15 protein-coding genes are annotated in these 12,365 nt (G+C 65.5%); 10 read left to right on the forward strand and 5 right to left on the reverse strand.

Going from position 1 to position 12,365, the window contains the following annotated elements:
- Positions 1-36: 36 nt before the first annotated feature.
- The gene (locus tag K883_RS25955) at positions 37-1,500 is read left to right on the forward strand and encodes an FAD-dependent monooxygenase (RefSeq protein WP_036456496.1); all 1,464 of its coding nucleotides are present in this window, start codon (positions 37-39) and stop codon (positions 1,498-1,500) included.
- A 45-nt stretch (positions 1,501-1,545) separates the two neighbouring features.
- On the opposite strand, the gene K883_RS25960 is transcribed toward K883_RS25955, so the two are convergent.
- Positions 1,546-1,941: a type II toxin-antitoxin system death-on-curing family toxin gene (locus K883_RS25960; RefSeq protein ID WP_036456498.1), complete on the reverse strand. Its 396-nt coding sequence runs from the start codon at positions 1,939-1,941 to the stop codon at positions 1,546-1,548.
- On the reverse strand, positions 1,938-2,135 hold the full coding sequence (locus tag K883_RS25965) for a hypothetical protein (protein WP_036456500.1): 198 nt from the start codon (positions 2,133-2,135) through the stop codon (positions 1,938-1,940). The genes K883_RS25960 and K883_RS25965 overlap by 4 nt, the downstream gene beginning before the upstream one ends.
- Before the next feature lie 160 nt (positions 2,136-2,295).
- On the opposite strand from K883_RS25965, the gene K883_RS27815 reads away from it, so the two are divergent.
- On the forward strand, positions 2,296-3,492 hold the full coding sequence (locus K883_RS27815; protein WP_051701221.1) for a C2 family cysteine protease: 1,197 nt from the start codon (positions 2,296-2,298) through the stop codon (positions 3,490-3,492).
- 47 nt (positions 3,493-3,539) lie between these two features.
- Here the strand turns inward: K883_RS27815 and K883_RS25975 are convergent, their stop codons facing one another.
- Positions 3,540-4,724 carry an RNA-guided endonuclease InsQ/TnpB family protein gene (locus K883_RS25975; RefSeq protein WP_255359016.1) on the reverse strand — a complete coding sequence of 395 codons (1,185 nt, stop codon included), beginning with the start codon at positions 4,722-4,724 and terminating at the stop codon, positions 3,540-3,542.
- Between the two features lie 98 nt (positions 4,725-4,822).
- Between K883_RS25975 and K883_RS25980 the strand changes: the two genes are divergently transcribed.
- The 6 genes from K883_RS25980 to K883_RS26005 all read left to right on the forward strand — a co-directional run bounded on the left by K883_RS25980 (position 4,823) and on the right by K883_RS26005 (position 10,045).
- Positions 4,823-5,359 carry a hypothetical protein gene (locus tag K883_RS25980; protein WP_156035721.1) on the forward strand — a complete coding sequence of 179 codons (537 nt, stop codon included), beginning with the start codon at positions 4,823-4,825 and terminating at the stop codon, positions 5,357-5,359.
- Positions 5,356-6,870, forward strand: a complete 1,515-nt coding sequence (locus K883_RS25985) for a hypothetical protein (RefSeq protein ID WP_036456505.1) — start codon at positions 5,356-5,358, stop codon at positions 6,868-6,870. The genes K883_RS25980 and K883_RS25985 overlap by 4 nt, the downstream gene beginning before the upstream one ends.
- On the forward strand, positions 6,870-7,838 hold the full coding sequence (locus tag K883_RS25990) for a DUF1444 domain-containing protein (RefSeq protein WP_036456507.1): 969 nt from the start codon (positions 6,870-6,872) through the stop codon (positions 7,836-7,838). Before K883_RS25985 ends, K883_RS25990 begins: the two co-directional genes overlap by 1 nt.
- 377 nt (positions 7,839-8,215) lie before the next feature.
- Positions 8,216-8,845, forward strand: coding sequence for a Fic family protein (locus K883_RS25995; protein WP_036456509.1), 630 nt, complete (start codon positions 8,216-8,218; stop codon positions 8,843-8,845).
- A gap of 397 nt (positions 8,846-9,242) precedes the next feature.
- On the forward strand, positions 9,243-9,725 hold the full coding sequence (locus tag K883_RS28505; RefSeq protein ID WP_304413423.1) for a hypothetical protein: 483 nt from the start codon (positions 9,243-9,245) through the stop codon (positions 9,723-9,725).
- Positions 9,722-10,045 carry a type II toxin-antitoxin system PemK/MazF family toxin gene (locus K883_RS26005; RefSeq protein ID WP_036456511.1) on the forward strand — a complete coding sequence of 108 codons (324 nt, stop codon included), beginning with the start codon at positions 9,722-9,724 and terminating at the stop codon, positions 10,043-10,045. The genes K883_RS28505 and K883_RS26005 overlap by 4 nt, the downstream gene beginning before the upstream one ends.
- 157 nt (positions 10,046-10,202) lie before the next feature.
- Here K883_RS26005 and K883_RS26010 read toward each other — a convergent pair whose 3' ends face one another.
- Complete coding sequence (locus K883_RS26010) at positions 10,203-10,478, reverse strand: hypothetical protein (protein ID WP_051701222.1); 276 nt, start codon at positions 10,476-10,478, stop codon at positions 10,203-10,205.
- 104 nt (positions 10,479-10,582) lie between these two features.
- On the opposite strand from K883_RS26010, the gene K883_RS26015 reads away from it, so the two are divergent.
- Together K883_RS26015 and K883_RS26020 are read left to right on the forward strand one after the other, a co-directional pair.
- The gene (locus tag K883_RS26015; RefSeq protein ID WP_036456513.1) at positions 10,583-10,846 is read left to right on the forward strand and encodes a type II toxin-antitoxin system VapB family antitoxin; all 264 of its coding nucleotides are present in this window, start codon (positions 10,583-10,585) and stop codon (positions 10,844-10,846) included.
- 3 nt (positions 10,847-10,849) lie between these two features.
- Entirely contained in the window at positions 10,850-11,293 is a 444-nt protein-coding gene (locus K883_RS26020) for a type II toxin-antitoxin system VapC family toxin (RefSeq protein WP_036456515.1), read from the forward strand.
- A gap of 208 nt (positions 11,294-11,501) precedes the next feature.
- Here the strand turns inward: K883_RS26020 and K883_RS26025 are convergent, their stop codons facing one another.
- The gene (locus tag K883_RS26025; RefSeq protein WP_156035725.1) at positions 11,502-12,365 is read right to left on the reverse strand and encodes a hypothetical protein; all 864 of its coding nucleotides are present in this window, start codon (positions 12,363-12,365) and stop codon (positions 11,502-11,504) included.

Genomic DNA, 12,365 nt, shown 5'->3' on the forward strand with positions numbered 1-12,365 from the left:
GACTTTCCGGGGACCAGCGAACACGAAGGGTTGCATGTGGCAGACCATGCGGTAGTTGTTGCCGGCGCGGGCCCGACCGGGCTGATGCTGGCAGGTGAGTTGGCGCTGGCAGGAATCGACGTTGCGATCGTCGAGCGCCGCGGCAACAGCGATGAGTTGATCGGCTCGCGCGCGGGTGGGATGACGTCGCGCACGATTGAGGTTCTCGATCAGCGCGGGATTGCTGATCGATTCCTGTCGCAGGGATGGACGGGCCAGATCGGGCACTACTCGGGGATTTCGATCGACATCAGCGACTTGCCCACCCGGCATAACTATGGGTTGGGGTTGCCGCAGTACCGCATCGAGGGCATCCTGGCCGACTGGGTGAGCGAGTTGGGGGTGCCGATCTATCGCGGCCGCGAGGTGAAAGGTTTCACCCAAGACGACGCTGGTGTCGACGTCGAGATCTGCGACGGCCAGCCGCTACGGGCCGCATATCTTGTCGGGTGCGACGGAGGGCGCAGCGTCATCCGCAAGACCGCCGGCATCGACTTCCCGGGGTGGGATCCATCGATGAGTTGCCTGATCGCTGATGTCGAGATGGACGAGCAGCCGCCGTGGGGCATGCACCGACACGGCGGATTTCATTCATTCTTCAAACTCGAGGATGGCGGGCCGGTGCGGGTCATGGTCGCCGAACCGCATCTCGAGCAAACCGGTGAGCCTACCTTGCGTGAACTCAGGGATGCGCTTATCGCCGTTCGCGGAACCGATTACGGAATACGCAGTGCCATCTGGGTTTCCCGGTTCACCGATGTGACGCGACAAGCGGCGTCCTACCGGGACAGGCGCGTGCTTTTAGCCGGCGACGCCGCGCACGTGCACTTCCCGGTTGGCGGGCAAGGCCTCAACACCGGTATCCAGGACGCGGTGAACCTGGGCTGGAAGCTGGCCCAGGTCATCAACACGGCATCGCCGGAACGCCTGCTGGACACCTACCATGACGAGCGGCACCCGATCGCCGCTGGCGTGCTACGCAACACCATGGCCCAAACCGCGCTCCTCGCCACCGGCGAACGTCTCGACGCGTTGCGCGACACCATCTCTGAGCTGCTGAACATGGACGAGCCGCGCAAGAAAATCGCCGCGATGATGACTGGTCTCGACATTCAGTACGACCTCGGCGAAGGACACCCACTACTCGGGCGCCGGATGCCCGATCTCGACCTCCTCACCCCCACTGGTCCACTGCGACTATTCACACTTCTCCACGACGCCCGCGCGGTGCTGCTAAACCTCGGCACGCCTTGGGATGTCGACATCTCTCCATGGACCCATCGGGTCGTAGCTGTCAATGCCAAGTACACCGGGCCGTGGGAATTCCCCGTCCTGGGCGAAGTAACAGCCCCCGAAGCCGTATTGGTTCGACCCGACGGATACATCGCCTGGGTGGGAGATGGCACCGATACGGGTCTGCACGAGGCACTTACTACGCGACTCGGGCTCAGGGAACAATGAAGTCAATCGATGGTGGGCGGTATATCTGCTTCGCCGGCCACCGGGTCATAGCCTGGGAGAGCTCATTTCTGCGAACTCGGGGAGTCGTTCGGCGATCTGTTCCCAGGTGAGTTCGTTGGCGGCGATCGATTGGACAAAGGCTTCGGCGGTGTCGACGTCGAGGGTCGCTGAGATCCGATGTCCGTTGAGGCCGAGCAGCAGCCAGCACGCTGCCCAGCCTGTGCGCTTGTTGCCGTCGGCGAGTGCTTGCGTCGTGACCAACGAATGCAAGAGTGCTGCGGCCTTGTCCCAGATGCCGGGGTAGGCGTCATGTCCGAATACCGTTGCGGTGGGCCGCATTAGGCTCGACTCCAGTAGGCCTGCGTCTCTGACGATGGGGCGGAACCCGCAGGCGTACTCTGCGGCGATGAGGACCTCGGCGGTAGTTGGGTAGTCGGTCACGCCAGGCGTTGATTCAGCTCGGCTGAGCGTTCGGCGATCTGCTGGGCGAGCGCGCGCACGCGGCCTTCTCGGTCGCTGGCCTTGTCGAGGATCGCCTGCTTGGCGAAGGCACGCATGGATGCGCCCGAATCGCTGGCCGCAGATCGAACGAGTGTGAGTTCTTCGTCGGTGAAGTCGATATTGAGTGCCGGCATCTCACCCTCCCTTCCGGTACCACAATAGTACCACTGTCGGTACTATCGTGGTACCAGCGATAGTCCTCGCGGCGCAGGGGCCGGCGCAGCCTACACCGCGCGATGTCGCAGTCGTCGGCGACAATCGGGGCTGTCGAAACAACAGGTAGGAGGGCGGGGCGTGGGTGCACTCGATGCCAACCCAGCTGACCTGTTGCGATTCGCCGACGCCTATTCCGAGCTGGCCACGCGCGCAGCACAAATTTCCCCGCAGGCAGCCCAGGAGGTGCAGCGCATCGCCGACACCCACGGCCCGATGGGTTATGCCACCGCGGTCGGGATCGCTGCGGGGCTCGCGAAGGCGGAAGGTCCACTGCAGGCGAAGGTCGACGACTTCGACGCGTATGCGCAGCGCCTGACTGAACATGCCGCCACCTACACCACCGCCGACGGCGGCGGAGCCGCGAAACTCGACGGTCTTGACTTCGATCCCAGCAACCCTCCGCCCAACGGACACACCGGCGATGTCCACGAAGCGGGCTTCGGTGAACGCGGGCCCGGCACCGACGGAGGACCGCTTCCCCTGGACACCGGCGGTGGCATCGAGTTTCACCGGCGCTGGACCGATAAGGATCTGTTCCCTCACCCGCCCTCGGCGGCCGACATCAAGCAGGACAGCGTGGGTGACTGCTACTTCGACGCCACGATCGGGGCGATCGCGGAGGCCAACCCTCAGTGGATCAAAGACCGGGTCCATTTCGACGAGGACAACAACTCCTTTGATGTGACATTGTGGAACGGCCATGCATGGCAACACATTACGGTCACCCAAGACGACATCCAGACCGATATCGACCATCACGGAGCCAGTTGGTTGGATAACGGGCAGCCCAATGCGCCGTTGTGGCCCAGCGTGATGGAGTCGGCGTACGCGAAAATGCAATGCCCTGGCGATGACCTCGGACATGCACTCGATTACGGGATCGGGCGCGGCGGCTCAGCACCAGATGCGTTGCAGGCATTGACCGGTAACCGCGGTGTGAGCATCGACCCGCGGGAGGTGTGGTGGACCAATCAGCACATCGATCAGTCGATCTCTGGGGCGCTGGCAAGTCATCAACCCGTGACGATCTCGACCACCCCCACCGGTGGCCCACTGCTGAACACTCACGTCTACATCGTCGAAAGCATCAGCGGCAGCGGCAGCGACGCCCAACTGACACTGCGTAACCCCTGGGGAGGCAACCCCAACGATCCGGGCAACCCGCTGATCCAGGTTCGGCTGGGCGACGTCATCGGCTCCGGGCCGACCGGCAAGCTCGGCGGACTAGGAACCCATCCGACATTCAACGTCAACATTGGAGAACTGGGGAATTGACGTCCTCCTCTGGCTGAAGCCAGGGGATTCCAACCTTTCCCTACTACCTATGCGGCAGGAGCGCAGTGTTGAGGTTCACGGTTCATAGACCGGCTAGTGCCGAGGTCTCCCCGTGCTGTCACCGCCCGTCCGGCGGCGATATTGCGTGCAGCGTTTACGTCGGCGTTGCACGGACCTGTGGTGCAGGACTCGCAGTCGAATACCGCTTGGCTCTTGCGGTTTCCGGCAGCGACGTGCCCGCACGCCGAGCAACGTTGCGACGTGAATGCGGCCGGGATCTGCTCGACCCGACCGTAAGCTTTGTGCTGCAGCCGCGCGGCGAGCACTCCCCAACCGCTGCGGCTGATGCCGCGGCTAAGCCCGCGCTTTTGCCCGACGTGACGCCCGGGCTGTTCGATGGTTCCTCGCGCGCTGCGCGTCATCGCCCGCACATCGAGGGCTTCGATACGAATGGTGTCGAACCGCCGCGCGAGATCAGTGGTCAGCTTCTCCACCCAGTCCTTGCGGCGAGCAGCCTCGCTGGCTTTCAGTTTGGCGATAGCCAGCTTGGTGCGGGCTCGCCGGTTCGAGCCGCGCTGCGCGCGGGCGAGCCGCTGTTGGAGCACCCTCAACCGCACAGCTTCACCGCGGCTCAGCCCGGGCACACACAGCAGCTCACCGGTCGACAAGGCCGCGGCCACCGTGACGCCGCGGTCAATGCCCATGACCGAGCCGTCAGCAGGCCCGATAATCGGCTCAGGGACATGGGCAAAACACACATACCAGCGCCCGGCGCGGTCACGGGTAACCCGGTAGGACTTCACGCCATCGGGCACGGGGCGGGTCAGGCGAAATCTCACCCAGCCGACCTTGGGCACCCACACCCGGCCCAACCGTCGATTGAGTTTCTCGACGTGCTGCGGTTTGACCCCGACCTGCCGAAATCCCTCGTGCACACCGGCTTTACGCCACCTCGGGCGTCGGTGCGTCCCGCTGAAAAAGCTGCGCATCGCCTGAGCGAAATCCCGCAGCGCCTGCTGCTGCACGGTCTGAGAACCGGCAGCCAACCAACCATATTCGGCGCGCGCGGCAGTCAGCTGGGCGCACTGCTCGTGATAGCCCGGCACGCGACGGCCCGGCTGCCAAAACTGCTGCTGCTCGACCGCCAAATTCCACACATACCGGGCGTGCCGGCAATGCTCAGCCAACCCCACCACCTGACCAGCAGCGGGAAGCAACCGATAACGCGACACCCCCGCAACCTAACCCCCACCACCGACACCAGAGTGAAAGGAGAAGCGGCGTTTCCTCCCGCGGCTAAAGCCACGGGTCTCCACGCCGCGACAAACCGATGAACCGGTCAAAAAAGCTATGGGCTTCGGCGGCAACAGCGTTGGTCATCGTTGCGGCTGCAGTCTATTTCTGCGCGCAGTACACGCTCGCGCGCAAGCCGGCCTCACTGGCCAGCCTGCCCGAATATCCGTTTGTCGGCTCAGCCTATCCGATCGATGCCGTGCCCGGGCCCGACCGCGCCAGTGTCGAGGCGGTATTGCGCCAATTCGCGGCCGGGATCGAGCCGGGATATCGTCCGACCGCGGAGCGGTTCTTGGCGAGCAAGGGTGAATTCATTTGGGACGCAGTGCGTAACAGCGTTGGCGGCTACCTGTCCGCACCGACATTCCGTGTTGACAATGCTGGGCAAACAAGGCCGAACGGTGAGGACCTCGCGTTCGCGCTGTGGTCGCGCACCAACCGGGTGCAGCAGTGGTTTAACCCCACACACATCCTCGCCGTGGGCATGCAGGACGCCCTCCAGCCCGCAGCGGGCGGCGGGCAAGTACACGTCTATGCCTACTTCGAACTCACACCCGCGGGAGGGTCAGCATGAGTCAGGATCGAATCGACCAAGACGACGCCTACTGGCTGCGGATGATGGGCACCCGGTGGTCAGAGCACACGCTGTCCGCCGGCGACGTCGCCATGCTACTCAATGTCGGCGACCCGGCAGACCTGCTGCGGCGCGCAACCCTGCTGCCGGGCCCTGAGCGTGATCCTGGCGTTACTCAACGGTGGTCGCGCGCAACGATTTACAACTACATTCTGCTGCACCAACCAGAACTCCAAGACCAGGTTCCCCGGCTGTATCCGTTCACCGCGGCGCTGGCCCCGGCCACGTTCCTGTTCGGTCAGGTTGTCGACGGGATGGCCGTGCACGCGTGGCAGCCCGGCGATGGACGGGGCCCGGTCGCGGTGGCCTATGCCGGACACGAGCAGCACGAAAACGAACTTTATCGGCTCGCTGAACCGTTGTTGGCGCGCCTGCCGTGGGCCACAGCGGTGTGCCTGCCGGAAATGTCGACCCACAGGGCCAACGACGGCGCTTCAGCGCCCTACGTCGCCGTAGCAGAACGCCACCGCAAGAGAACCAGCTACGGGTGGTTCGAGGTGGCCGGGCTCCTGCGGGTCGATCTTCCGTGGTGGCCGCCCGTGTTGCGGAATGTCGACGCGATCGCGGCCTGGCAGCCGGGTGCCCCGGTGCAGCGGATCCGAGCCCGGGTGGGGGAGTGGCCGGATCCGCGTCGGCTAGCCGCTCTGGTCACCAAGGACACGTCGGAATACGTCACCTCTCTGGTGGGCCGTGCGATCGAGTTTCTCAACCGCGAGGCGGCATCGGGCTGCATCGGTGATGAGAATCGCGAACAGCTACCCGCCCGGCGTGGTCTGCTGCATGCTGCGGTAGCCGATGTCGACCTTAGCCGCCCGGCGGTGCAGATCACCGAGGCGGAGGTGGCGGTGCTGCTGCACCAGAATTGCGACGATGAGGCGGTCGCCGCCGACGTCCTCAGGCTGCTGGTTGGTCATAGCCCGATCTCCGGTGTTCTTCCGATCCCCATCACGTCGAATCCCTTGGCAGAGGAATGGATGACTCGCCTAGAGCCTGCTGATGGCTCCGAGCTCGGGTTCTGGAAGGCCCGTGGCCACCGTGAGTCCGCGGCGGCCACGATGGCCTACCGGGACCCGCTCAATCCGCACAGCTGGGTTGTGGTGACCGCTGACACCATCTACTCGACGGTGGGCCGATCGGTGCCGGCGACTGGCCAACTGACCGAACTGTTCTACGAGCGCAACGGCGGCATGTTCCGCGACTCGCGGGGCACCGTGTGGCCGTTGCCTGCAACAGGTTTCGGCGTGACCGATACCGGCCCCAGCGGCGGCAGGGCAGGCAAGGAGACGTTGGTGCAAATCCTGACGAACTTGATCCTGGATGCCAGCGGCGACATCACGCGCCGCGAGGTGTCCTACAGCCCCGACTCGCCCTTGGCGCAGCTGGTAGCCCACACGGAGCCGCCGTTGGTAATCAAGCCGGGCGACCCGGTCCTGGCGATCGGAGAGCGCTGATGGCTCTCGCGGCGCTGCCTGACCCGCCGCAAACCTGGGAGGAAGCCAGGCCGTTGTTGCGGTCGATCTTGCGGCCGGCCACCTACGCCAGCTTGCGCCGAGATGGTGAGGCGGTCGCGTGGCGGCAGCCGGTGTCAGCGTTCGCCAATGAGTTGGTGGCGGTGGATTTCCCGCAGGCCCGGCTCATTGTCACGGTCGAGAACACCTCGCTATGGGGGGTGGGCTGGCGTGAGGTGTTCGCCGCGGGCCGAGAAAATGTTGCGGCCCTTCACCCTGTGAGCACGGATGTGTCGTGCACCGAGGCGCCGGCCTTCTACGACGTCGAGCAGGCGACCTACATCAGCTCGGCGATCTTGACACCCGGATGGCTGGCAGGGTTCGGCCGGCCTGAGGGGCCCCGCCCGGTGGCGTTTGTGCCCAGCGAAGACGTCTTGCTCATCGGTAGCGATGACCCTGAGGAGGGGGCGAAGTTCTTCGAGGTTGCCGAGAAGATGTATTGCGAGGCCGAAAGGCCGGTCTCGCCAGAGGGATTCACGGTCCGGGGTGGGCGGTTGGTGCCCTTCGACAAGGCTGGTCCGCATCCGCTGCGGAGCCTGGCGGTGCGGGCGCGAACGTGTGCGGCGTTTCGCCAGTACGAGGAGCAGACGGAATTTTTGAAGCGGACCTATGAGGAGGACCTGGTCGCGGTGTATGTGGCGGCCGCGCAGGTCATCGAGACCGGACATGGTCTGGCCTCGGCCACGGTGTGGGGCGAAGGCGTGACCTACGACTTGCCCGAGGTCGACTACATCCTGTTCATCAGTAACAACGGGGAGCGGTTTGTGGTGCCCTTTTCCGTGGTCGTCGACATAGTCGGGATCGTGCCCACGGCGGCGGGGTTCCCGCGGCGCTATCGCGTTTCCGGGTGGCCCGAGCCAGCGCTGATGGAGTACCTGCGCCTCCACGCCGTGCCGCTCAATGCGTCCTGACGCCGGGGCGGCAGACGACGGTTCTACCGGCCACGCGGTCACCGATAGGTGATGCGGGGCGCCCGGGTGACTCGGCGGCCTGCAGTAACCGATAGGGCGCTCACCCGACGCGCGCGGAGGGAACGTGACCGGGCAGCGGGCTAGGTGGGCGCCCGTGGGGCCGGTAGCATCGACGCTGGTCGAGTCGGCAAGGAGGTGTGTCCCGTGGAACGTAGAACGCCGAAGAAGGTCGTGGTGTCGAAGGCTGCGGTGAAACGCTCTGCGATGCGCGCTGTGAAGGCGTCGGCCAAGTTGGAGGGGCGGGTCGTTCCGGCCGGCCACCAACGATCGGCCGCAGCGAGGGCCTACCTCGCAAAGCAGCAGCCGCCGAAGCGCTGATGCCTCTCGCCCCTGGTTACGGTGAGACCCCTCTTCCGCACGACGAACTTAGTGCACTGCTGCCAGAGGTCGTCGAGGTCCTCGGCGATCCCGTGACGCGCGCGGACGTCTATGACCTGGAGCAGGCCTTACAGGGCCAACTCCAAGAGGAGTTCATGGCGGCGGCGATCGACGGGTCGTTGCCACTTGACGAGCTGTTGACGGACTACTTCGTCCGAGACCTGCATGCCCGCATGTACGGGCCGATTTGGGAGTGGGCGGGGAAGTGGCGCCGGTTGGAGCTCAACATCGGGGTCGCGCCGGAGAGGATCGCTGTCGAGCTGCGAGAGTCGCTGGGCACCATCGCCTACCGGTGGGAGCACACCGAGGACTGGTCAGCGCATGAGTTGGGTATCGCGGTGCACGCCGAGACTGTGCGGATCCACCCGTTCGTCGATGGAAATGGACGGACGACAAGGTTTCTCGCCGATCTTGTGTTTGTCGCGGCGCAGGATCCGGCCGAGTTGAGGTACGACTGGGATCTCGACAAGCCCGTGTACATCGGGCTGCTGCGCGCTTACGACGGGCACCGCGACGTCAACGAGCTAGCGACGTTCGTCAAGAGCGTGCCGATCGAGGTCAACGACTGATCCGGGGACGTCGCACGGAGCTTGTGCTGCTGCCCTTGACGCCCGAGCGCGTCGACCCTTGGGAGCCTGCCGACGCCGGCGGCCGATTCCGCTACTTCCTGGGCACACCGCGTGACGAGGTCGCCGCCGTGCGGCTTGCCGGCCGATCAGCGGCGGCGCCGACGAACCGTTGAACGCGGCGACAACTGAGGAGCTCATCGAGGACCTGGGCGCTGCGCTGAAGGATCTGCCTCACCTATCCAGATGACGCTGACTCCGGTGTCGGGGTAGGCCGCACCGCGGGTGGGTTCCGACCAAAAATTCGTCGGAATCGTTCTGACGGAAACGGTCGATCTGGTCGGTACTTCGTAGGTGTGGGCCTAAGAAGGGCCGCCGTTGATCACATGGAAGGACGCCGATGACCGAACACCAGGACCACCCCCGAACCGACATCCGAAGGGCGTGGCCGGCGGGCGCGATCGCCCGCGCCGCTGCGGCCGTGGCCGTCGGCATCGGCTACTGGTATTGGACCCACGACGTCGGCCAGGCCCTCACCGCGACCCGTGTGGGGCTGAGCCTGCTGCACGACGCCTCCGGCAGCCGCCGCAGTGAGCGCGGACTCCTGCCTGCTGTCCCGCGTGCGTGCCACACTTATGCCATGCCTCGCAATCGCACCAGGGTGAGCACAACGGTCGACGCCGATCTGCTCGCCAGCGCGCGCACTCTGCGGGCCGGCGCCAAGGACCACGCCTTGTTCGACGAGGCCCTGGGCGCGCTGCTGGCCGCCAACCGGGCCGCCGAGGTCGACGCGAGCTACGCCGCCTACGACGAGCACCCGGCCGATGAGCCCGACCAGTGGGGCGAGGTCGCCGACTGGCGCCGGTCTGCGGGTCGACGATGACCCTGCCGGCGCGCGGTGAGCTGTGGTGGTGCGAGATCCCGGGCTCGGGGGCGCGGCCGGTGGTGGTGCTGTCCCGTGATGCGGCGATTCCGAAGTTGCGGCGCGTGCTCGTGGCGCCGTGCACGACGACGGTGCGGGGGCTGGCCAGCGAGGTGGTGCTCGACCCGAGTGACGATCCGGTGCCTCAGCGTGCGGCGGTGAATCTGGATTTGGTGGAAAGTGTGCCGGTGGCGGCGCTGGGGGCGCGGCTGGGTCGGCTGGCGGATTCGAGGATGGCGGCGGTGTGCGCCGCGTTGGTGGTGGCGGTGGGCGGCCGATGAGGCAGTACGCCGTCCCTGGTTGCCGTTGGAACCGCTGCAGGGCCGAGTTGTGCTCGATGTGGGGTGGCGATGACTGCTTGTGCGAGGTGTTCGGATTCGATCCGGACGATCCGCCGCGCAACGGCACGTTCACGGTGGTCCTGTCCCACGAGCCAGACTAGGGGCTGGCGCTGATGTCCCAGGAGCCGTCCTCGCCGTAGTCGGTGTCGAGATCCCATGACTGGCCGTTCGGGTCCAGGACGTGGTCGTGTTCGCAGGTTGGGCAGCGGAAAGCGGTGATCAGACCGACGAGGTGCTTGCCGCCACGGAGGCGGGCCCGTCCGATTGCCGTTGGCGCACTGCGCTTGTCGGTCCAGATCCGGCCGATGTTGATCAGCGCGGACGCGACGCTACCGCAGTGTGCACAGTAGCTGACCTGTCGTGTGGTGCCCACGACCGGCGATACCGTCCGATGCGAGGAGCTGCGAGTGGCCGCAGGAACGGAGCCCTCACCCGCGGGTGTGGTACCTAGCAGCATCAGTGTGGTACCATCTACCTATGGCGCTAAACATCAAGGACCCTGAGGTCGACCTGCTCGCCGAAGAACTCGCCGCCCGGATGGGCCACCGCAACAAGACACAGGCCATCCGCGACGCCCTCCGAGCCCAGCTCGCCCTCCTCGAAGCCCAAGCAGGCGACCGCGTCACCCATCTGCTCGACGTCGTGCGGACCGAAATCTGGCCCCTGCTGCCCGACCACACACCGATCACCAAGCAGGAACGCGAGCAGATCCTCGGCTATGACCCCGAGACGGGAGTCTGACCGTTGATCGTCGACACCTCAGCACTCATCGCGCTGATCCAAAACGAGCCCGCCGCCGAACAGGTCGCCGCCGCCCTTGCCGGCACCCGCGATCCCGTCATCGGCGCGCCCACGCTGACCGAAACACTTATCGTGCTCACAGCCCGACAAGGCCCAGTCGCGCGAACCGTATTCGACCGCCTCCGAAGCGAAATCAACCTCGGCGTGGTTGAATTCACCACCGACCACGCTTACGCGGCCCAACGGGCATACCTCCAATACGGCCGCGGCAACCACCCCGCCGCTCTCAACTTCGGGGACTGCATGAGCTATGCCACCGCCCAACTCGCGCACGAGCCACTTCTAGCCATCGGGAATGACTTCCCACAGACCGACCTCGAATTCGGCGCAGGCATCATCGGTTACTGGCCCACACCACTCACAAGTGCGGAACGCCTGCCGAAATGACCGACCGCTACACGGGGTTACAGCGCAGCGCCAGCGCCCTAGACCTGAACACCGGCACAAACCGAGCTCGACCGAAGGTATGTCGTTGTCGGGCCACCGGATTCGTACCTGACGCCGGTGATTGATCGACCTCTGCGCCGGTGCGTCGTATGTCGTGGCTCAATCTGCCGACGAGACCGTGTGTAGCTGACATTGGTCGGCCGCCTGTTCACATGTGGCTCGGGACGCTTTGGCGTGACCAGCCGTCGCTGGTGGTGAAGCGAAGGACGTCGGTGTTGGTGACGGCGATCAGTATGTCGATCTCGGCCGGTAGACGCACTGCGGCGGTGGGCGCGGTACCGGGGTTTTCCATCAACGTGTGGATCATGCCCGAGGCGGGGCCGTCCAGGCTGGCGACGAGAGCGAGCACGTGCACGCCGGCGCGGCCGGCCAGGGACCGGCGGGCGTTGTCGGATTGCTCGGAGTCCAGCCAGTCCTGCAGGAAGGCAGCAACGTCGTGGTCGAGGTGGGTGGTGCGGGGCTGCTCACTCATGGTGCCGGTGAACAGGATCCCCGGCTGCATCCCGGTGTCGGGAAGGACGGTGCAATGACCATAGAAGCCAGCCATTTTCGCGAATCGTGGCCAGTTGTCGTGATCGGTGAACGCGTCGGTGATGCCACGGGATTCCAGCTCGCCGATGAACTGTGTCAGCGAGTCGATCAGGGTTTTCACCCGAGGACTCTCGGGTCTGCCTTCATAGGCTTGGTGAGCCGCCGACAAGTCCAGCGACACGGCCCACAGGTGATGGAACGTCGGGATGCCGATGTACCTGCCCGGCAGCGCGTCGTAGGCGGCGACGAAGCCGCGCAGCGGTCGACTGGTCAGCTCTTTGACTTCGACGACGTGGCGCCGTGAGTGGAAGTCGGGAATCGGGCCGCCGGTGAATGCCGGGTCCTGATCGCATACGCGGGTTAGATCCGGGTCGTCGAGCACTGCGGCGGCCGCCGCCGCTGCTCGCCGCTCCACGGAGGTGATTCGGCAGCCGCGATGCCCGCACGGCGCCGGCGTGGTGTCGCCCTCTGCTGCACCCAT

The sequence above is a fragment of the Mycobacterium sp. TKK-01-0059 genome, assembly GCF_000709305.1.
Lineage (GTDB): Bacteria > Actinomycetota > Actinomycetes > Mycobacteriales > Mycobacteriaceae > Mycobacterium > Mycobacterium intracellulare.

Coding starts and splice junctions, on each gene's coding strand:
- K883_RS25990 (WP_036456507.1), top strand. CDS start 6,870: ATGGCTCTCGCGGCGCTGCCTGACCCGCCGCAAACCTGGGAGGAAGCC.
- K883_RS25995 (WP_036456509.1), top strand. CDS start 8,216: ATGCCTCTCGCCCCTGGTTACGGTGAGACCCCTCTTCCGCACGACGAA.
- K883_RS25985 (WP_036456505.1), top strand. CDS start 5,356: ATGAGTCAGGATCGAATCGACCAAGACGACGCCTACTGGCTGCGGATG.
- K883_RS25965 (WP_036456500.1), bottom strand. CDS start 2,135: ATGCCGGCACTCAATATCGACTTCACCGACGAAGAACTCACACTCGTT.
- K883_RS28505 (WP_304413423.1), top strand. CDS start 9,243: ATGACCGAACACCAGGACCACCCCCGAACCGACATCCGAAGGGCGTGG.
- K883_RS26005 (WP_036456511.1), top strand. CDS start 9,722: ATGACCCTGCCGGCGCGCGGTGAGCTGTGGTGGTGCGAGATCCCGGGC.
- K883_RS25980 (WP_156035721.1), top strand. CDS start 4,823: ATGAACCGGTCAAAAAAGCTATGGGCTTCGGCGGCAACAGCGTTGGTC.
- K883_RS26025 (WP_156035725.1), bottom strand. CDS start 12,365: ATGGGTGCAGCAGAGGGCGACACCACGCCGGCGCCGTGCGGGCATCGC.
- K883_RS26015 (WP_036456513.1), top strand. CDS start 10,583: ATGGCGCTAAACATCAAGGACCCTGAGGTCGACCTGCTCGCCGAAGAA.